The organism is Sphingomonas bacterium (assembly GCF_028289855.1).
Taxonomy (GTDB): Bacteria; Pseudomonadota; Alphaproteobacteria; order Sphingomonadales; family Sphingomonadaceae; genus Sphingomonas.
On record NZ_JAQGKZ010000113.1, the window covers coordinates 16,956 to 37,104 of the forward strand.

17 protein-coding genes and 1 pseudogene are annotated in these 20,149 nt (G+C 65.4%); 12 read left to right on the top strand and 6 right to left on the bottom strand.

The window, feature by feature from the left end:
* Positions 1–63 precede the first annotated feature (63 nt).
* The 6 genes from hflK (at position 64) to JWM94_RS13385 (ending at position 7,686) form a co-directional block, all read left to right on the top strand.
* On the top strand, positions 64–1,152 hold the full coding sequence (gene hflK, locus JWM94_RS13360; protein ID WP_299427869.1) for a protease modulator HflK: 1,089 nt from the start codon (positions 64–66) through the stop codon (positions 1,150–1,152).
* Positions 1,152–2,027 (top strand): protease modulator HflC, encoded by an 876-nt coding sequence (gene hflC, locus JWM94_RS13365; protein ID WP_299427872.1) that lies wholly within the window; start codon positions 1,152–1,154, stop codon positions 2,025–2,027. The genes hflK and hflC overlap by 1 nt, the downstream gene beginning before the upstream one ends.
* Before the next feature lie 127 nt (positions 2,028–2,154).
* Complete coding sequence (locus JWM94_RS13370; protein ID WP_299427875.1) at positions 2,155–3,684, top strand: Do family serine endopeptidase; 1,530 nt, start codon at positions 2,155–2,157, stop codon at positions 3,682–3,684.
* 58 nt (positions 3,685–3,742) lie between these two features.
* Positions 3,743–4,948, top strand: a complete 1,206-nt coding sequence (locus tag JWM94_RS13375) for a M20 family metallopeptidase (protein WP_299427878.1) — start codon at positions 3,743–3,745, stop codon at positions 4,946–4,948.
* A 108-nt stretch (positions 4,949–5,056) separates the two neighbouring features.
* Positions 5,057–5,707 (top strand): GNAT family N-acetyltransferase, encoded by a 651-nt coding sequence (locus tag JWM94_RS13380; RefSeq protein WP_299427881.1) that lies wholly within the window; start codon positions 5,057–5,059, stop codon positions 5,705–5,707.
* A gap of 20 nt (positions 5,708–5,727) precedes the next feature.
* Positions 5,728–7,686 (top strand): OPT family oligopeptide transporter, encoded by a 1,959-nt coding sequence (locus tag JWM94_RS13385; protein ID WP_299427884.1) that lies wholly within the window; start codon positions 5,728–5,730, stop codon positions 7,684–7,686.
* Here JWM94_RS13385 and JWM94_RS13390 read toward each other — a convergent pair.
* The 3 genes from JWM94_RS13390 to queF all read right to left on the bottom strand — a co-directional run bounded on the left by JWM94_RS13390 (position 7,683) and on the right by queF (position 11,889).
* A complete protein-coding gene (locus JWM94_RS13390) occupies positions 7,683–8,969 on the bottom strand; it encodes a glycoside hydrolase family 130 protein (protein ID WP_299427887.1) in 1,287 nt (428 codons plus the stop codon). The genes JWM94_RS13385 and JWM94_RS13390 overlap by 4 nt on opposite strands.
* A 48-nt stretch (positions 8,970–9,017) precedes the next feature.
* Positions 9,018–11,285, bottom strand: a complete 2,268-nt coding sequence (locus JWM94_RS13395; RefSeq protein ID WP_299427890.1) for a glycosyltransferase family 4 protein — start codon at positions 11,283–11,285, stop codon at positions 9,018–9,020.
* Between the two features lie 157 nt (positions 11,286–11,442).
* Positions 11,443–11,889 (bottom strand): preQ(1) synthase, encoded by a 447-nt coding sequence (queF, locus tag JWM94_RS13400; protein WP_299427892.1) that lies wholly within the window; start codon positions 11,887–11,889, stop codon positions 11,443–11,445.
* Between the two features lie 84 nt (positions 11,890–11,973).
* Between queF and sseA the strand changes: the two genes are divergently transcribed.
* From sseA to JWM94_RS13430, 6 genes are all read left to right on the top strand, one after another.
* A complete protein-coding gene (gene sseA / locus JWM94_RS13405) occupies positions 11,974–12,822 on the top strand; it encodes a 3-mercaptopyruvate sulfurtransferase (protein ID WP_299427895.1) in 849 nt (282 codons plus the stop codon).
* On the top strand, positions 12,819–14,006 hold the full coding sequence (gene metC, locus JWM94_RS13410; protein ID WP_299427898.1) for a cystathionine beta-lyase: 1,188 nt from the start codon (positions 12,819–12,821) through the stop codon (positions 14,004–14,006). Before sseA ends, metC begins: the two co-directional genes overlap by 4 nt.
* A 189-nt stretch (positions 14,007–14,195) precedes the next feature.
* Positions 14,196–15,068 carry a TorF family putative porin gene (locus JWM94_RS13415; RefSeq protein WP_299427901.1) on the top strand — a complete coding sequence of 291 codons (873 nt, stop codon included), beginning with the start codon at positions 14,196–14,198 and terminating at the stop codon, positions 15,066–15,068.
* A 132-nt stretch (positions 15,069–15,200) separates the two neighbouring features.
* Entirely contained in the window at positions 15,201–15,587 is a 387-nt protein-coding gene (locus JWM94_RS13420) for a MerC domain-containing protein (protein ID WP_299427904.1), read from the top strand.
* Between the two features lie 41 nt (positions 15,588–15,628).
* Positions 15,629–16,099, top strand: coding sequence for a Fur family transcriptional regulator (locus JWM94_RS13425; RefSeq protein WP_299427907.1), 471 nt, complete (start codon positions 15,629–15,631; stop codon positions 16,097–16,099).
* A gap of 185 nt (positions 16,100–16,284) precedes the next feature.
* Positions 16,285–17,745: a tyrosinase family protein gene (locus JWM94_RS13430; RefSeq protein WP_299427912.1), complete on the top strand. Its 1,461-nt coding sequence runs from the start codon at positions 16,285–16,287 to the stop codon at positions 17,743–17,745.
* Positions 17,746–17,754: 9 nt separating this feature from the next.
* Here the strand turns inward: JWM94_RS13430 and JWM94_RS13435 are convergent, their stop codons facing one another.
* The 3 genes and pseudogenes from JWM94_RS13435 to JWM94_RS13445 form a co-directional block, all read right to left on the bottom strand.
* The gene (locus tag JWM94_RS13435; protein ID WP_299427917.1) at positions 17,755–18,294 is read right to left on the bottom strand and encodes a GNAT family N-acetyltransferase; all 540 of its coding nucleotides are present in this window, start codon (positions 18,292–18,294) and stop codon (positions 17,755–17,757) included.
* A 79-nt stretch (positions 18,295–18,373) separates the two neighbouring features.
* A complete protein-coding gene (locus JWM94_RS13440) occupies positions 18,374–19,633 on the bottom strand; it encodes a dipeptidase (RefSeq protein WP_299427921.1) in 1,260 nt (419 codons plus the stop codon).
* A gap of 136 nt (positions 19,634–19,769) precedes the next feature.
* A pseudogene (locus tag JWM94_RS13445) lies at positions 19,770–20,149 on the bottom strand (metallophosphoesterase); the annotation flags it as partial.

A 20,149-nucleotide genomic window follows, 5' to 3' on the forward strand; every position in this document is an offset into this window, starting at 1 on the left:
CAACACACCTATAAGGGGTTCATGACGACCGCACGTGCCTGGTGGCGCCGAATCCCCCTTTTCATGTCGAAACCGAAAAGCCCCTGGGGCGGCGGTGGCGACGATGGTGGCGACAATGATGAGGGCGGCAGCCCGAACGAGGATGGCGCCGGCCCGCGCAATCCGTGGGTGCAGCCGCCCGGCGGCCCGCGTAGCCGTGGCCCCCGGGCGACCGCGCTCGACGATCTGCTCAAGCGCGCGCGCTCCGGGGGCGGCGGCGGCGGGAATGGCGGCGGGTTCAAATTTCCCGGTGGCGGCAACGGCCGAACGATCTGGGGCGTCGGCACCGGGCTGATCATCCTCGCCTGGATCGTTCTCACCAGCTTTCACACGATCGGCACGCAGGAAATCGGTGTCGTGACCTATTTCGGGCGCTATTCGGGGACCTTGAGCCCGGGCATCCGCATGACGTTGCCCTCGCCGATCGCGTCGGTGCAGAAGGTCAACGTCACCGGCATCCAGACCTTCGCCTTTCCCGACGCCAACGACAGCAAGCCCAATCTGGTGCTGACCGGCGACGGCAATCTGGTCGATCTCGGCTATTCGGTACAGTGGAACATTTCCGACCCGCAGAAATACGCCTTCGAGCTCGACAATCCTGATGACGCGGTCAAGGCGACCGCGGAGACGGCGATCCGCGCGGTGGTCGCCAATTCGACGCTCGACGAAGTGCTCGGCGCGGGCAAATTGTCGATCCAGACCCAGGTCGCCGATGCGATGCAGAAAATCCTGACCGACTATCAATCGGGCATCCACATCGTCAGCGTCGCGCTCAACAACACCGCGGCGCCGTCGCAGGTCAGCGACGCGTTCAAGGAAGTGACCGCGGCGCAGAACGACCGGCAATCGAACATTACCCAGGCGCGCGGCTACGCCGTCCAGGTGGTCGCGAACGCCCAGGGCGAGGCGGCGCGGTTCAACGGCCTGTACGCCCAGTACAAGCTCGCGCCCGATCCCACGCGCCGCCGCATGTATTACGAAACGATGGAATCGATCCTGCCCAAGGTCGACAAGACGATCGTCGAGCCGCGCAACATTGCTCCCTTGCTGCCGCTGGGCGGCACGAAGCTGGTCGGTCCGGCGGCCAAAGCCCCCGCGGCGGGAGGGCAGTGATGGCCTGGCTACGCAATCCGATCGGGCTCGGCATCGCCGCCCTGCTGGCGATCATCGTCGCGGCGAGTACGTTCGCGATCGTGCCCGAAACCGAACAAGCCGTGATCGTCCGCTGGGAACAGCCGCAGGGCACGGTGAACCGCTGGAAGGAAGGCGAGGCGTTGGGCCAGACCGGCGCCGGGCTGATGGCGCGGATTCCGTTCGTCGATCGCCTGGTGTGGATCGACAAGCGCGTGCTCAACCTCGATCTCGAAAACCAGCCCGTGCTGTCGACCGACCAGCAACGGCTCGAAGTCGATGCCTTCGCGCGGTTCCGGATCGTCGATCCGTTGCGGTTGGTCCGCGCGGTCGGCCTGAGCAACGGCGCCGAACTGCGTGTTACCAACCAATTGTCGCCGCTGTTCGCGTCGGCGCTTCGCTCGGAGCTCGGCAAGGTCGATTTCCGGGCATTGCTCAGCCCGGAGCGCGGGCAATTGATGGATAATATCCAGGTCGGGCTGCAGAAGTTCGCCAAGAATTATGGCGTCGAGATCATCGACGTCCGGATCAAGCACGCCGACCTTCCCGAGGGCTCGCCGCTCCAATCGGCACTTGAGCGGATGAAGAACACCCGCCAGCAGCAGGCGTTGACGATCCGCTCGCAGGGTCAGCGCGACGCGCTGGTGATCCGCGCCGCTGCCGATACGGAGGCCGCGAAAATCTATTCCGATGCGTTCAATCAGGACACGGCGTTCTACGACTTCTATCGCGCGATGCAGTCGTACCGCTACACGTTCGGGCCGGACGGCGCCGGCAAGATGCCGTCGGGCGATACCAACATGATCCTGACGCCGGACAATTCGTACCTGAAGCAGTTCGAGAACGGCGGACGGTGATTTTGGCAGGTGACAGGTTTGACCAATCGGCTTTCTTGCAGTTCGTTCATATTCAATCGCCGTTCAGCCTAGACGCCCCACAGGATCGATAGACCGGGGTTCGTCGAGACGAAGAGGAAGTTACATAGTGCGCTACGCCTACGCCATCACCACCGCCCTGTTACTCTCGGGCGCCGCGTCCTCGCTGGTCTTCCAGTTCCCCGCCAGCGCACAGACCGCGCAGAACGAGCCGGGCACGATCGCCGCCGCCGCGCCCAAGGCCGGTGCGCCGATGAGCTTCGCCGACATGGTCGCCAAGCTGCAGCCCGCGGTCGTCAACGTCTCGACCAAGCAGAAGGTCCAGGTGTCGACCCAGGACAATCCGCTGATGCAATTGTTCGGCGGTCAGGATCCCAATAGCGGCAACGGCGGCGGCGCGCCGATCACCCGCGAAGGGCAAAGCCTGGGGTCGGGCTTCATCATCTCGGCCGATGGCTATGTCGTCACCAACGCCCACGTGATTTCGGCTGCCGCATCGGGCGCGAAGGTCGAATCGATCACGATCACGCTCGCCAACCGCAAGGAATATGTCGCCAAGCTGATCGGCACAGACACGACGTCCGACCTCGCGCTTCTAAAAGTCGAGGCGACCAACCTGCCCTTCGTCAAATTCGGCGATTCGACCAAGGCGCGAGTCGGCGATTGGGTAATCGCGATCGGCAACCCGTTTGGCCTCGGCGGCACCGTCACTGCCGGGATCATCTCCGCGCTCCACCGCGTCACCGGTCTCGGCGCCTATGACCGCTTCATCCAGACCGATGCCGCGATCAACAAAGGCAATTCGGGCGGCCCCATGTTCGACCTGAACGGCAACGTGATCGGCATCAATTCGCAAATCTATTCGCCGTCCGAAGGATCGGTCGGCATCGGCTTCGCGATCCCCGCCGAGGCTGCAAAGCCGATCATCGACACGATGATGAAGGGCGGCAAGATCCAGCGCGGCTATCTGGGCGTCGGTCGCCAGCCGATCGACGAAGACATCGCCGCTTCGCTCGGCATTCCCAAGGACAAGGGCGAGCTGATCGGCCGGGTCGAGCCGGGCCAGTCCGCCGACAAGGCCGGAATCAAACAAGGCGACGTGATCGTCGCGGTCAATGGCGACGAAGTGAACGCCGATACCGGCTTGTCGTACTTGATCGCGAATCTAGCGCCGGGCTCGACCGCCCGGCTCAGCGTGATCCGCGACGGCAAACCACTGACGATCAACGCGGTTGTCGGCACGCGTCCGACCGATGAGGAGCTTGCCAAGCTGGTTCCCGGCGGTGGCCCCGACGGCGGCGACGGTGCGCCGGGTGCGCCCGAACTGCGCGCATCGTCCGACATGCTCGGCATTCAGGTGACTGCGCTGACCCCGGGCATCGCCAACAGCCTGGGCATCCAGCCGGGCAGCGTCAGCGGGGTGGTCGTCACCAATATCGACCCGTCGAGCGACGCCGCGGCCAAGAGCCTGCAGCGCGGCGACATCATCTCGTCGGTCAACCGCGTCAACGTCACCACCCCGGCGCAGATGGATGCGCAGGTCCGCGCGGCAAAAACCGCCGGGCGCACGACGATCCTGCTCTACATTACTCGGCCGCGTCAGGGCTCGCTGTACATCGCGGTAAAGCTCAAGGGCTGACTCGGGGCCGACTGCTCGCTAGAACTCCCTCGTCCCAGCCGGACGAGGGAGTTTTTGCATGACCGAATTCACCACCGACTGGACCGCCGCCGGCGAGGCCGAGCTTGCCGAGATCGTCGCGCTGCGGCGCGCGATCCATGCCGACCCCGAAATCGGCAACCACTGCCCGCGCACCACCGCCAAGTTGCGCGCCGCGCTCCAAGGCTTGCCGCTCGAAATCCACGAATCGACCTCGACCACCGGGTTCGTCGCGATCCTGCGCGGCGGCGGCAATAACGGCCGCACGGTGCTGCTCCGCGGCGACATGGATGCGCTGCCGATGCCCGAGGAAACCGGGCTCGACTTCGCTAGCCAAGTGCCGGGCGCGATGCACGCCTGCGGGCACGATAGTCATTGCTCGATGCTGGTCGGCGCCGCGCGCGCGCTGTCGGCCCGCAAGGCCCAGCTCCCCGGCACGGTCGTCTTCATGTTCCAGCCCGGCGAGGAAGGGCATCACGGCGCGCGCTTCATGATCGAAGACGGGCTGCTCGACATCGAGCGCCCCGACAGCGCGTTCGCGCTCCACATCGATCCCAATTCGCAAGCCGGCGCGATCCGCACGCGCTCCGGCCCGCTGCTCGCCTCCACCGACGCGCTCAACATCACGGTCAAGGGCGCGGGCGGCCACGCCGCGATGCCGCACGATTGCCTCGACCCGATCCCGGTCGCCGCGGAGATCGTCACCGCGCTGTCGGTGTTCATTGCGCGCCAGATCCCCGCGACCGATCCGGCAGTGCTGTCGATCACCAAGATCGAGGCAGGATCGGCGTACAATATCGTGCCGCCCGAGGTGCATATGATCGGCACGCTGCGCACGCTCAGCCAGAAAACGCGCGAGAAAGCGCGCGCCGGCCTGACCCGCATCGTCGAGCATGTCGCGCTGGCGCACGGTCTCACCGCCGAAGTGCGGATCGACGACGGCTATCCGGTAACGACGTGCGATCCGCGCGCGGTCGCGCTGGTCAAGCAAGTGTCCGACGGTTTCGACCCCGACCTGTGGCAGCCGATGCCAAGTCCGATCATGGGTGGCGAGGATTTCAGCTACGTCCTCCGCGACATTCCCGGCGCGATGGCATTCATCGGCGTTGCGCCCGACGGCAGCGACCCCGCCAAGAACCCACCGCTTCACAACACCAAGATGACGATCGAGGAATCGGTGATGGCCAAGGGCGTCGCGATGCACTGCGCCTATGCCGAGCGTTTCTTGGAGAATGGGTTCGATTGAGGACGGACGACGCCGCGACGAGCGCCAGACACCCCGGACTTGTTCCGGGTTCCAATTTTCCTCAAGCGTCATCGCTGGCGGCACCTTGGATGCCGGAACGAGCCCGGCATGACGGCGATGCCTGAAGCCGACCCCACCCTCATCGCCCGCTGGGCGGCTGCGTGGGCGATATCGCGTGGTGCCGCGGCGCCCGTCCCGCGCGACGGCGGCCTCTACATCCATGTAGGCACGCCGGAACAAGTCGGGCGCTATATCTTCGCGGCGCTCGATAGTGACACCATCGCCCTGCTCGCAGCGAAGATCGATCAGCCTCTGCTCTATCTCAAGGTCTGCGCGCCCGCCGACGCCGTCCGCCCGCTGCTCCCGCCCGGCTGGGAGATCGCACCCCCCGGCTACATGATGACCGCGCCGGTTACTGCGATGCTCGCCCGGCCAGCCATCCCTGGTGGCTTCGCGCTCACAGTCGACCGCCAAGGCAACGTAATCTTCGCCACCATCGCCGACTCCGCGGGCAATGAAGCAGCGCGCGGGCGGATCGTTACGATGGACGGCCTCGTAGTGTTCGACCGCATCGCCACTGCCGAGCCGCACCAGCGACGCGGTCTGGGCACCGCCGTCATGCGCGCGCTCGCCGCCGAGGCTGACGCGATCGGCATCCACGACGCGATGCTTTGCGCGACGCCGGTCGGCCGCGCGCTCTATACTGCGCTCGGCTGGTCGCTGCACAGCGACTACACCACGGCCTCGCTCAGCCCCTGAAACTGTGCCACGGTAACACCATGACCACGACCACCACCCCCGCCCGCCCGCTCGCCGAACTCACGCTTCGCGGTATCATTCTGGGCGGGATCATCACCCTCCTGTTCACCGCGGCCAACGTCTATCTCGGGCTCAAGGTGGGGCTGACTTTCGCGACGTCGATCCCAGCTGCGGTGATCTCGATGGCCATCCTGCGCCTGTTCAAGGGCGCGACGATCCTGGAGAACAATATCGTCCAGACGATCGCCAGCGCGGCGGGAACGCTGGCGGCGATCATCTTCGTGCTGCCCGGGCTGGTGATGATCGGCTGGTGGCATGGCTTCCCCTACGTACAGACCGCGATGATCACCGCGACCGGGGGCATATTGGGCGTGATGTTCTCCGTCCCGCTACGCCGCGCGCTGGTGGTCGACACCGACCTGCCCTATCCCGAAGGCGTCGCCGCCGCCGAGGTGCTGCAGATCGGCGCAGGGTCGCGCGAAGGCGAGGAAGAGAGCCAACGCGGCCTCTGGGTGCTGATCTGGAACAGCCTGGCCTCGGCCGGGTTCGCGATCTTCACCCAGACCAAGATCGTCACCGACACCGCCGCGACGACGTTCCGTACCGGCAAGGGCGCGACGGGGATTTCGGGCAGCCTGTCGTTCGCCCTGATGGGCGTTGGGCATCTGGTCGGTATCTCGGTCGGCGCGGCGATGGGGCTGGGCCTCGTCATCGGCTGGTTCGTGCTGCTGCCGATCCTGACCGCGCACCAGCCGATGCCCGGCCTCGACATCGCCGACTGGGTCAACACGATCTTCAAGCAGGACGTTCGCTTTTTCGGCGCGGGGGTGATCGGTGTTGCCGCGATCTGGACGTTGCTCAAGATCGCCGGGCCGGTGATCGGCGGCGTCCGGTCGGCGATGGCGGCGAGCGCAGCGCGTCATGCCGGCCACGTGCTGGCGCTCGAGGAACAGGATATTCCGATCAAGTGGGTCGCCGGCGTGTCCGCGCTGACGCTGCTGCCGATCGCATGGTTGCTGTGGGATGTGATCAAGGACGGCGCGCTGTCGGGGTCGGCCTTTGCGCTAATCGCCGGCGCCTTGGTGTTCGTCGTGGTGATCGGGCTGCTGATTGCAGCGGTTACCGGCTATATGGCGGGGCTGATCGGCGCGTCGAACTCACCGGTGTCGGGGATCGGCATATTGTCGGTGCTGGGATCGGCATTGATGCTGGTCGGGCTGTTCGGCCAGCATCCGGGCGCCGACACGACCAGCGCGCTGATCGCCTATTCGCTGATCGTCACCGGCATCGTGTTCGGCGTCGCGACGATCTCGAACGACAACCTCCAGGATCTCAAGACGGGCCAACTGGTCGGCGCGACGCCGTGGAAGCAGCAAGTCGCGTTAGTCATCGGCGTTGTGTTCGGGTCGATCATCATCCCGCCCGTGCTCAACGTGCTCAATAGCGGGATCGGCTTCGTCGGCGCACCGGGAGCCGGGCCCAACGCGCTTGCGGCGCCGCAGGCCGGGCTGATCTCCGCGCTCGCCAAGGGCGTGCTGTCGGGCGACGCCAATTGGACGATGCTGGGATATGGCGCGCTCGCCGGGGTCGCGCTGATCGTGCTCGACGAAGTGATGGGAATGCTCAAGCTGCTCCGCCTGCCGCCATTGGGCGTCGCGCTCGGCATCTACCTGCCGATGGCGGTGATCCTGCCGACCGTGCTCGGATCGGTGCTCGGCTGGTTCTACGACCGCTGGGCGCGGCGCAGCAAGAACCCGGAGGTCGCCGACCGCATGGGCACGCTGACCGCGACGGGCATGATCGTCGGCGAAAGCCTGTGGGGCGTCGCGTTCGCGTTCATTGTTTACCTGACCGCCAAGGACGCGCCGCTGGCCCTGGTCGGTTCCGGCTACGAGACGATCGCATTGATTGGTGGAACGATCCTGTTCCTGGCGATTACCGGGCTGCTGTATCGGTACGCAAAAACGGCGTCGCGCTAGATCATCGACGCGACCAAATCCTTGATCGGCACGAACGCGAACGCGACCGAGCTGTCTGCGACGCCATATGGCAGGAACAGGCAGTCGCCGTGGCGGATCGCGCCGCACGAATAGACCACGTTGGGGACGTACCCTTCGCGGTCCTGATCGGCAGCGGCGAGGATCGGATGCTCGGTGCGGCCGATGATCTTGCCGGGATCGTTCTTGTCGAGCAGCACCGCGCCGATCGAATATTTGCGCATCGCGCCGACCCCATGGGTGAGCAGCAGCCAGCCCTCGTCGAGCTCGATCGGCGGGCCGCAATTGCCGATCTGGACCAGCTCCCATGGATAACGCGGCTTGAGGATGCGCGTCCCCTCTTCCCAATGCGTCAGCCGGTCCGAATCGAGCAGGAACAGATTCTCCCCGTCCTGCCGCCCGATCGCCATGTACCGCCCGCCGACCGTGCGCGGGAACAAGGCGATGCCCTTGTTGCGCGCTGCCGGGCCGGTCATCGGCACCAGGTCGAACGAGCGGAAATCGCGCGTCCGCATCAGCTCGGACTGGATCTGCGATCCGTTATAGGCGGTATACGTCCCCAGCCATTCGACTTCGCCGTCGTCGTGGCGGAACTGGACGAGCCGCAGATCCTCCAGGCCCTTCGACTGCGCGGCGGTGATCGGGAAGATCACCGTGCCCGACAGTGTCGAATCGCGGTGGCGATACACCGTCACCGGCCCCGACGGCACATGCTCCTCGTCGCTGCCCTGCACATCGGCGGCGGTGGCGAAGGGCGGTTCGGGCGCCAGCTTTAGCTCGTTCTTCGCGGTGATGATGCCCTCACGGAACGCGACCGACGAAATGTGCCCCTCACCCACCGCGCGCAGGCTCATCAGGATGCGCATCGACCCCGCGGGCATACCCGACTGGTCGAAATGCGGCACCGCGCTGGGGTTCATCAAGGCGGCCGCGGCATAGCTGTATTCGTGACAGAAATAAGCGCCGATCAGCTGGCGCTTCTCATCGCCGATCTCGCTCCCGTCGAGGCCCATCATTTCCTCGATCTCATCGTAGCGCGTCATGAACACGCGTCGCGTCTGCCAGTGGCGCGCCTCGAAATCCTTGAGCACGATCTCGAGCTCGTCGCGGGTATCCTTGACCGACAGCGCCATGACTTCGCCGACCAGCCGCTCGGTGCGCCCCGACGACGCGCCGCCTGGCGCCCAGCCGATATGGAACGGCCGCACCACGACGCGCGAGGGATCGGCATACAGCCGCAACTTGTGCGTGACGATATCGAGCAACGAGAAAGCCCCGCTTGTAATTCATCCAAGCGGCGCCGCGTGTCGTTGCTACGCGACGGCGCGCGCTTCCCCTGCCACGGTTCCGGCGGCTTTTCCAAGGGCAGAAATGGCGCATGACGCCAATTGCAGCGCCAAAATCGACTCTGCGCCCTGATTCCGGTTCAGACCGTGCGGCATCAGCCCATCGAAACAGCCGCCGTCCTGCGCCGTCGCCAGCGGCAGATCGAGGTCGTTCTGCCCGAGATACCAACGATACGCGCGCGCCGCTTCATCGCGCCACTTGGTGTCGCCAGTAGCCTTGAACGCCGCCGCGCACGCGTCGATCGTCGCTTGCGCTTCGAGCGGCTGCTGGTCGAACGCCAGCGGCGCTTCGTAAGCGCGGCCGAAGCTTTCGGTGCCGACCGCGCGGAAGCGGCCTTCGGGACTGGTCTGGTGACCGACGATCCAGTCGAGCGTCGACAGCCCGGCCTTGAGCAGATCGCCGCGGCCCAGCGCCATCCCGGCGCGGATCAGCGCCTCGGGCAGCCGTGCGTTGTCATAGGCGAGGACGATTTCGAACCATTCCCATTCGGGCCGCCGCGCATCGTCGAGCAACGCGAGCAGATCGGTCGAGAAGCGTTCGAGGATGTTACGCGCGAGTTGATGCCCGGGGTGCGCGCTCAACATCGCCGCGGCGCCAAGCATCGCGAACGCCTGTGCGCGCGGGCTTATCAAGTCGAACGCGATCCCCGCGGTCTCGTCGAACAACCGCACCGCCCAATCGCGATGCTTGGCATGCGCCGCGCGCTTGGCGGTCACGCCAAGCGCCCAGATCGTCCGGCCGTTCGAATCCTCCGACCCCTGATCCTCGCACCAGGTGCGGTCGAAATTCATGAAGTTGCGGAACCGCCGCGTGTCGGGGTTCCAGGCATATTGGACGAACGCGGCATACACCGTCATCCACTTGTCGCGGACCTCGTCGTCGAGGTCGTCGATCGCCGTCATCAGCATCAGCGCGCGGACATTGTCGTCGATGCAGTAACCGTGGCGGCGATCGGGCACCGACAGGATCGCATGCTGGAACATGCCGGTCGCGTCGCTCATCCGCTCCACCGCGGCGATGCTCGGCGCCAGCGCGGGCAGCGGCGCGGCACTCTTGATTCGGCGCGGGCGCGCCGCGACGATGCCGTCGATCGCCGCCATCGACGCTTCGGCCAGCCGAGGCCAGATCATCGTGCGGCCACGGGCATAGGCACGCACCGACACGTCGCTGCGGTCGCCATCGTCACAGAGCAGCCGCGAAATCTCGCGCGCGAAGGCATCGACGTCGCCGAAATCGACCAGCACGCCGTGCCCATCCGCAAGAATTTCGGTGGCATGGATATAAGGGGTGGAGACGATCGCCTTGCCGACGCCGACCGCGTAGCTGAGCGTGCCCGACGTGATCTGCTGCGGGTTGGTATAGGGCGTGACGTACAGGTCGGCCGCCTGGAGATAGTCGAGCAATTCCTCGTTCTCAATGAAGCCGTCGATGAAGCGGACATGGTCAGCGACGCCCAGATTGGCGGCAAGCGCCTTCAGCCGGTCGCGATATGCTTCGCCTTCATGCGCGACGAGATTGGGATGCGTCGCGCCGAGCACGACATAGAGCGCATCCGGGTTGGCCGCGACTATTGCGGGCATCGCGGAAATGACGCTTTCGATCCCCTTGTTCGGCGCGAGCAGGCCGAACGTCAGCAGCGTCTTGTGACCTTCCCAGCCGAATCGTGCCTTCATGCTGTCGGGATCGACCAGCGCGCGATCGGGAACGCCGTGCGGGATCATCATGATCGCCTTGGGATTGGCACCGTACACGCGGACCAGGATCTCGCGGCCGATCTCTGCCATCACCACGACCTTGGCGGCGCGCTTGAGCAAGCCGTCCATCACGCGGCGCTGATCGTCGTCGGGCTTGTCGAGAATGGTGTGGAGCGTCACGATCACCGGCAGCGACACGCGGTCGAGCAACGCCAGGATGAGATCGCCGGCCGGGCCGCCATAGATGCCGTATTCGTGCTGGACCCACACGGCCTGCGCGCCGCTCGCCTCGATATCGCGCGCCGTGGCCAGGTAGGCCATGCGGTCGTTCTGCTGGATCGTGCCGGTCACCGCGGGGGGATAATCATAGCCCTGCGCACGATCGTTCATCGCATAAACGTCGACCGTCATCCCCGGGAAGCGGTCGATCAATGCCTGATACGTGTCGGTGGTATATGTCGCGATGCCGCATTGCCGCGGCAGGAAGTTGCCGATCAGCGCGATATGGTTGGTCCGCGGCGGCACGAGCGACGAAGTCATCTCCGAATTTTCCCTAAGCAACTAAGCGGGCTGACCCGCGACTCACGCCTCCTTCAACGTACTTTTTGGAATATGGTTGCGCATATGCTGCATTGCAACAAAAGAATCGTGCTGACGTGCATCAATTAACGGATGAAGCACAAACTTTGCGGTGAACTCACCCGCGCCCGCGATACGCCGCGACACCCTGATCGGGCAGCCACAAGCCTTCGGGTGGAGCGCCCGACTGCCAGAACACGTCGATCGGAATGCCCCCGCGCGGATACCAATACCCCCCGATCCGCAGCCACTGCGGCTTCATTTCGGCAACCAGCCGCTCGCCGATCCCCACCGTGCAATCCTCGTGAAACGCTGCATGGTTGCGAAAGCTGGAGAGAAACAGCTTGAGCGACTTCGACTCGACGATCGTCTCGCCGGGCACGTAATCGATCACGAGATGCGCGAAATCGGGCTGTCCGGTGACAGGGCAGAGCGAGGTAAATTCGGGCGCGGCGAAGCGCACCAGATACGCGCGGCCGGGGCGCGGGTTGGGCACGTAATCGAGCACCGCCTCGTCGGGCGATGCCGGCAGGCTGCTGGTCTGGCCGAGATGTTTGGGGGTCATCGGCGACATTTAGGAGCATGGACGGTCAAAGCAAATGACCGGGGCGGGGTTTCCCGGCGTGGCCCGATGGGGTTAAGTCGGACGATGGACGCACTGGTAACGACGGAGTGGCTGGCGGACGAACTCGGCGCGCACGATCTGCGCCTGGTCGATGCGACCTATTTCGGGTCGGTGCCGGGCGCCCCCGGTGGCGATGCGCGCCAGCGGTTCGAGGCGGCACATATTCCGGGTGCGGTGTTCCTAGATCTCGAAGCCTTGGCCGACACAACGAGCGAACTGCCCTCGATGCTGCCATCGCCAGAAGCGTTCGCCGAGCGGATCGCGTCGCTGGGCATCGGCGACGGTGACCGCATCGTCCTATACGACGTCTCGCACTATCATACCGCGACGCGCGCCTGGTGGATGTTGCGCGCGTTTGGCGTGCGCGACGTCGCGATTCTCGACGGCGGGCTCGCCAAGTGGCAGGCCGAGGGCCGAGCCGTAGAAAACGGTACGGCGCAACCGGCCCGAGCAACCTTCACGGCCCGATTCGATCGGCATCGAGTGCGGACGCTCGACCAGATGAAAGCAAACGCCGTCAACCCCGGCGAACAGATGCTCGACGCCCGCTCGCCCGCGCGTTTCTCGGGCGAAGAGCCCGACCCTCGCCCCGGCACCGGCGCCGGGCACATTCCGGGGTCGAAGAACCTGCCGTACGGGCGCCTGCTCAATCCCGACGGGACATGGAAAACCGCAACTGCGTTGAAGGCGGAATTCGACGCCGCCGGGATCGACCTGGCCAAGCCACTCGTCACAACCTGCGGCTCGGGCATCACCGCCGCGGTGCTCGCATTCGGCGCACATTTGCTCGGCGGCGGCGCCGCGCTGTACGATGGCAGCTGGTCCGAATGGGGCGCGGACCCCACAACACCCAAAGCGACGGGAACGGCATGAGCGGCAAAGATAACGACAAGCCCGCGACCCGCGTCGTCACGGGGGGGCGCCGCAACGAATGGACGCAAGGGGTGGTCAACCCGCCGGTGTGGCGAGCCTCGACAATTCTCTTCGATACGGTCGCGCATCTGCGCGAAACCGCGCGCGGCGACACGCATCACACGCTTTATTACGGGCGGCGTGGCACGCCGACGCAATGGGCGCTCGCCGACGCGCTGACCGCGCTCGAGCCGGGCGCCGAAGGGACGTTCCTCTATTGCTCGGGCGTCGCGGCGGTGACGGCGGCGTTGCTGTCGGTGCTGAGCCCGGGTGACGAATTGCTGCTGGTCGATTCAGCCTATGACCCCACGACCAATTTCGCCGCCGGTTTCCTCAAGAAATTCGGCATCACGACTCGCCACTACGACCCGCTGATCGGTGGAGGCATCGCCGGGATGATCGGCGGCAACACGCGGGCGATCCTGCTCGAAAGCCCTGGGAGCTTGACCTTCGAGGTCCAGGATATCCCCGCTATCGTCGCCGCGGCCAAACCGCGCGGGGTAGTGACGATCCTCGACAATACCTGGGCGACACCCTTGCTGTTCCCGGCGATCGAGCGCGGCATCGACCTCTCGGTGCTTGCCTGTACCAAATATGTCGTCGGCCATTCGGATGTGATGCTCGGCTCGGTCACCGCCGGACCCGGCTTCTTCGCGAAACTGCGCAATGTCAGCCACCAGCTCGGCCAGGTCGCCAGCCCCGACGATTGCTGGCTTGGCGCACGCGGCCTCAGGACGATGGCGGTGCGGTTGAAGCAGCACGGGACGAGCGGGCTGGAGATCGCGCGGTGGCTGGCCGCGCGGCCCGAGGTCGCCACCGTACTCCACCCGGCGCTGCCGAGTTGCCCCGGCCACGAATTTTTTGCCCGCGATTTCATCGCGCCGTCCGGCCTGTTCGCGTTCGCGCTGAAGGACGGCGATGAAGCCAGCCGGGCCGCGTTCGTCGATGCGCTGCGGCTGTTCGGGATCGGCTATAGCTGGGGCGGGTTCGAAAGCCTTGCGCTGCCGGTCGATCCCAAACGCGCGCTCGGCGTGCCCGATCATGGCGGGCCGCTGGTAAGGTTGCATATCGGGCTTGAGGATATTGGCGACCTGATGACCGACCTCGAGCAAGGCTTTGCGGCATTCCGTGGGGCGCTCGCCTGACTGTTGCGCAATCGCAACATCATTGCGCCGCTGAGACGATCCGCGTTCGAAAAATGTTGTGCAGCGCAGCGAAAACCGGCAAGGATTGGCACGTGTCAGGCCAATGGCCCGTCGGCTTTCAGCCGATCAAGAGGCTCAACCGGCACGTGCAGGCGGGGACGAACGCTTTTCCGATTCGAAAGGAATACCATGCGCTTCTCCCACATCAGCCTCGGTGCGCTCGCGCTCGCCGTCGCCACTCCCGCCTTGGCGGATCCGGTTCCGGCCGCCCCAGCGCCAGTCGCTCCCACCATCGCCGATCCCGTTGTCCCAACGGACGATGCTGCTGTCGCGCCCGCTGCAGACGACGGCGCCACCGCGCCGCCCAAGGCAATAACGATCAGCGGCGGTGTCACGCTCGTCTCCGATTATCGTTTCCGCGGCATCTCGCAGACCAATTTGCAGCCCGCGATCCAAGGGTCGATCACGTTGACCCATGCGTCGGGATTCTATGCGTCGGTATGGAGTTCCTCGACGTCAGGCTACGTGACCTTGTCGGGCACCGGCAGCCAGGAAATCGACGCGATCGTCGGGTATAAAAAGACCATCGGCGGCGTCACGCTCGACGGTGGACTGCTCTATTATATCTATCCCCGCTCGCGTTTCATTGGCGACAAAAGCAAGGCCGATTTCTTCGAGCCCTATGCCGACATCGCCTATACGTTCGGCCCGATCACCGCGAAGGTGACGGTCAATTACGCGCCCAAGCAAAAGGCGCTGGCGCTCGATCAGGGCCAGACCGGGTTATTCAAGGAAAACGACAACGTCTACTTGGCGGGCGATCTAAGCGCGTCGATCCCGAAAACGCCGATCGGGTTGACCGCGCATCTCGGCCACACCTGGGGGCCGAGTTGGCTGTCGCTCGGCAACGAATATACCGACTGGGGCGCCGGCGCGACGGTGACCTGGAAGAATTTGGTGCTCGGCGTCAGCTACGTCGATACCGACGGCGTGTTCACGCTGGCCAACGGCAAGAACGCCGCGCGCAGCGGCGTGGTGGTCTCGCTCGGCGTCAGCTTCTGAATCGGCGGCTTGTCGGCGAACCAGGGGGAGCGGCCATATGCCGCTCCCCTTTTTTCGTGACGCCAGCCATCTGCCTCGTGCGATAAGATGTGATATTGTAACCTTCGGCCGATGCGCCTAGATGGGCGCAGCATGAACGCCGCGACTCGCCATGACCTGCTGCACCGTTTGCCGACGCTCGATCGCTTTGCGATGGGATTGTCGGGGGTCTGCGCCATCCACTGCCTGGCCAGCGCCGTGCTGGTCGCGCTGGCGTCGACGGTCGGCGGCATGTTGCTCAACCCGATATTCCACGAAGTCGGCCTGACGATCGCGATCGGCCTCGGCGCGATCGCGCTGGGGCGCGGCATTTTCGAACACGGCTATATGGCGCCTGCGGTGACCGGGTCGTTCGGGCTCGGCATCATGGCCGGTGCGATGAGCCTGCCGCACGGCAATGGCGGCGAGACATTGTGGACGATCATCGGCGTCGCGATCTTGGCACTGGGGCATGACTTGAACCGTCGGGCCGCAAACTAAGCGCGCTTGTTACTGGCGCCCGGAGCGCCTAAATTCCTCCCATGCCCGCACACGCCCATCATCATCACGAACCGGCAGGCGCCGACCTGGCGACCGCCGCGCAGGCGACGCTCGAGAAATCGGGCGAGCAATGGACGACGATGCGCGCGAGCATTTTCGATGCGCTCGCCAAGTTCGACAAGCCGGCCAGCGCGTATGACATCGCCGATGCGGTATCGAAGAGCGAAGGGCGCCGCGTTGCCGCCAACAGCGTCTATCGCATCCTCGATCTGTTCGTGGGGGCGAACCTGGCGCGGCGAGTCGAGAGTTCGAATGCGTACATCGCCAACGCTCACCCCGATTGCCTGCACGATTGCATCTTTCTGGTCTGCGACAGCTGCGGCCAGACCGTGCACATCGACGACGACAAGATCGCCAACAACGTCCGCCACGCCGCCGAAGCGGCGGGCTTCTCGCCCGTGCGCCCGGTAATTGAAGTGCGCGGCACATGCGCGGATTGCGGCGAAGCCTGATACTCGGCGCCGTAGTTGGCGACCAACTATCGTATCCAATGCGGATTGAACGAGGCCGCCGCCATAGGCCTGTCACCAAATAAAGCGTAAGTCTGCGTTCTGTCCTTCAATCGACTCGCCGCGATGGCGTCGATTTCGGACAAGGCTAGCGCATCGGCTATTGGCCGAAATGATTGGGGGCGATCATGAACGCAGGTTTGACACGCCGTTCCGTACTTGCCGGAGGACTGGCCGGCGGTGTTAGCGGCCTCATTCCCTTTCCCGAATGGCTGACGACGGCGGCGCATGCCGGGCCGCCGCTGACCCGCTATGCCGCGAACACCCCCCAGGGTCAGGCGATGGTTGCCAAATACGCGACCGGCGTCGCCAAAATGATGCAGGGCAAGACCGGCGATCCGTGCAGCTGGGTGTTCCAATGGTACACGCATCAGGTTCGCGGCGACCAGAGCAAGGCCAACGTGGTCGCGTCGCTCCCTGCACCGCAACAGCCGCTGGCGAACGACATGTGGGACACGTGTCAGGCGCATTTCGGCCGGCCGCTGCAATATTTCCTGCCGTGGCACCGGATGTACGTCTATTTTCTCGAACGGATCGTGCGCCATGCGTGCGGCGACCCTACCTTTACCCTGCCCTACTGGGATTACATGAACCCCGGGCTCCGCGCGTTACCCGCGCCGTTCCGGGTCAATCCCAGCGCGCTCTACCGGCCAAACCGCGATCCGGCGGTGAATGCGGGGCAAGCGATCGACCAGGGCCAGCCGCCGAACACGATCAACCTGCAATGCCTCAACCAAGGGGCCTATGCCGGCTTCAACAACGCGATCAACCAGAACCCGCACGGTATCGTCCACTCGCTGATCGGCAACGGACAGGGGATGGGGTCGGTGCCGTGGGCGGCGAACGACTCGATCTTCTATTTCCACCATTGCAACATCGACCGCTATTGGGCGTCGTGGAACCAGGTGCATCCCAACCCGACCGATCCGGCGTGGGGCAATACGTCGTTCGTGTTCGCCGACGAAAAGTGCCAGCGCGTGCTGGTCAAGGTCAAGGATTTCGCCGCGATCGGTCCGCTCGGCTATCGCTACGACAAGCTTGCGGCGATGCCCGGCGGCGGGTTGCTGCAGTCGATCGGCGACTTGCGGCTGATCGCGGTCTATCGGCCACTGCGCGCCGGGCCGCCCGATCCCGGACCGTTGCGAATTAGGCTCGACGACGGCCCGGTTGTGCTGCGGCTCGCGCCGGCGGAGACCGTTGCGCCGCTGGCCAAGACACTCCGGACGCTGCGGTCGGCGCGCACGGTCACGCTGTCGATCAAGAACCTGCGCGCCACCCTGCCCCCGGGCACGCTATTCCACGTCTTCGTCAACCTGCCCGCGAACGCAACGGCTAGTCAGGTCAACAGCCATTTCGCCGGCGCGATCTCATTCTTCGACGCGGTGATGCCCAGCCGCGAAGCGATGGCGGACATGAAGATGGACATGGATATGTCCGGGGGAGAGGGACCGTCGTTCGACCTGGATATCACCGATCTGCTCAAGCGACTGGGGCCGCAGGAGACGATCGACGTCACGATCCGTCCGCAGGGCCGGATAGAATCGGGCGCGCAGGTTTCGGTCGGCGGAGTCGAGTTGCGCGCGGGGTAACGGGGTCGGTCAGCCGAGCACCTTGCCCATCCGCACGCCGGGGACCGGCACGCCGCCTTCGCTCATTTTCGTGACTCGCTCTATCGGCTCATAGCCGCACGCCAAGTACAGTGGCTCCCCGGCCAGCGTCGCCATCAACTCGGCGCGGGTGAACCCCGCCGCCCGCGCCGCCGCCTCGTTCGCCGCGAGCACCATCCGACCGATGCCGCGTCTGACGTAGTCGGGGTCGGTGTACATCGCCCTGATCCGCGCCGGATCCTTGGCCGGGTCGAGCGGCGCGGCGTTGCGCAACGCCGGATTGTGGTCGCCGCCATAGAGCGTCGCGCGGTAGCTCCACCCGCCGCAGCCGACGATGCGACCGCCCTCCTCGACCACCACATACGTGCCGTCGGCGATCAATTGCGTGTCGAGCCCCATGCTGAGCCGGCTCGACGCGATCTCGTCGTCGCTGAGAAACCCGTGCTGCAACTCGCCGATCGCGCGGTCCATCAGCACGGCGATCGCGGGGATATCGTCGGCGGTGGCGATCCGGAACGTAAACGCGCCCATCACTTTTCCTGTGTAACAATCGGTCCCGCGGCTTTGCACTTCTTGCGCGAAACGCGTGAAATGCAGGAAGCCAAGCCCCTCACTTGCCGTCGAGCATCGCGATCGTCGCGGTGGCGGGCGGCACATTGGCCATGCTCGCCGCGACGCGTTCGGCGGCTTCCATCACGCGCAGCACATTGCCGCCGGCCAGCTTGGCGATGTCCTGGTCGCTCCATCCGCGCCGCATCAGCTCGGTGAGCAGCGCCGGGTACGTATCGACCCCGTTGAGCCCCTCGGGCAAATCGCCACCCGTGCCGTCGAGGTCACCGCCCAGCCCGACATGGTCGATCCCCGCGACCTTGACGATATATTCGATGTGGTCGGCGACCTGGCTCAGCGTGACCGCCGGGCGCGGATGCTCGCGTTCCCACGCCGCGAGTGCCGCCTTGGCGCGATCGGGCTGGCCGATATAGAGCCCGCCATAAGGCGGCGAGTAATAGCGGCCCTTCTCCGCATTGCGGTCCGCGTCCCACCGCCGCCGCGCTTCGGACACGTAGCCCGGCGCGTAATTGACCATCACCACGCCGCCGTTCGCCGCGACCAGCTTGAGTATCTTGTCGGACACGTTGCGCGGGGAATCGTCCACCCCGCGCGCCGACGAGTGCGAGAAGATCACCGGCGCCTTCGACACGCGGATCGCGTCGATCATCGTGTCCTCGCTGACATGGCTGAGGTCGACCAGCATGCCGAGCCGGTTGAGCTCGCGCACCACCGCCTCGCCGAACTTCGTCAGCCCGTCATGCTTGGGGTCATCGGTCGCGGAGTCGGCCCAGGCGATCGTCCTTGAATGCGTCAGCGTGAGGTACGACGCGCCGAGCGCGCGATAGGCGCGCAGCACCGCGAAGCTGCCGTCGATCTGCCCCCCGCCCTCGACCCCGAACATGCTGGCGATCTTGCCCTGTGCGTGGATGCGGCGGACATCCGCGGCGGTCGTCGCCTGCGCGAACACGCCTGGATAACGCCGGAAGATTTCCTTCATCAGCGCGATCTGTTCGAGCGTCGCCTTGACCTGTTCGGGCCCGGCCATTCCGGCATCGACATAGACCGACCAGAACTGCCCGCCGACATGCCCGGCGCGCAGCCGCGTGATGTCGGTATTGTACTGCTTCGGGTCGAGCCGAGTCAGGTCCATCGTCCAGCGCGCGTCGCCCGCCTTGTCGGTCAGCGTTTCGGCCCAGTCGTTATGCCCGTCGATCAGCGGCGTCTTCGTCAGTACCGCCGCGACGCGGGCATCGTAGGAAGGCGCCGCGCTGATTAGCAGCGGCGTGGCGAGCAAGGCGAGGGCAAGGATGGTGCGCATGGCGGGTAGCGTAAGGGGAATCCGCCGCATCTCAACCTAAACCGTCATGCCGGACCTGTTCCGGCATCCAACTATCCACCGGCGATATCGCTTGGGGAGCGTTGGACCCCGCAAAAGGTGCGGGGTGACGATGAAGCTACGGAGCCGTCGGCGTCTCGATCGGCAGCACGCGGTCGGGCTGCGGCGTCATCTTGCGGCACACGACTTCGAACGCGCCGCCCTCTATGTGGATTTCGTTGAACGAGGGCGGGTCGGCGCGCGTGCGTTCGGACAAGGTGCCGGCCCCGATCAGCCTGATCGTCGCGCCGTCGATCTCGTGCGCGATGTCGAAGGCATCGTGGACGTGCCCGGTCAGCACCGCATCGGCCCCCGCCGTCGCCAACGCGCCCAGCGCCTCGGCGCCGCGATGCGTCTTCGCCGATGCCTTGGTGTGCGGCTCGATCAGCGGGTGGTGGCACGCGATGAAGACGAGCCCGTCCTTCGGCGCGGCCTCGACCAGCGCCAGCGCCTTTTGCA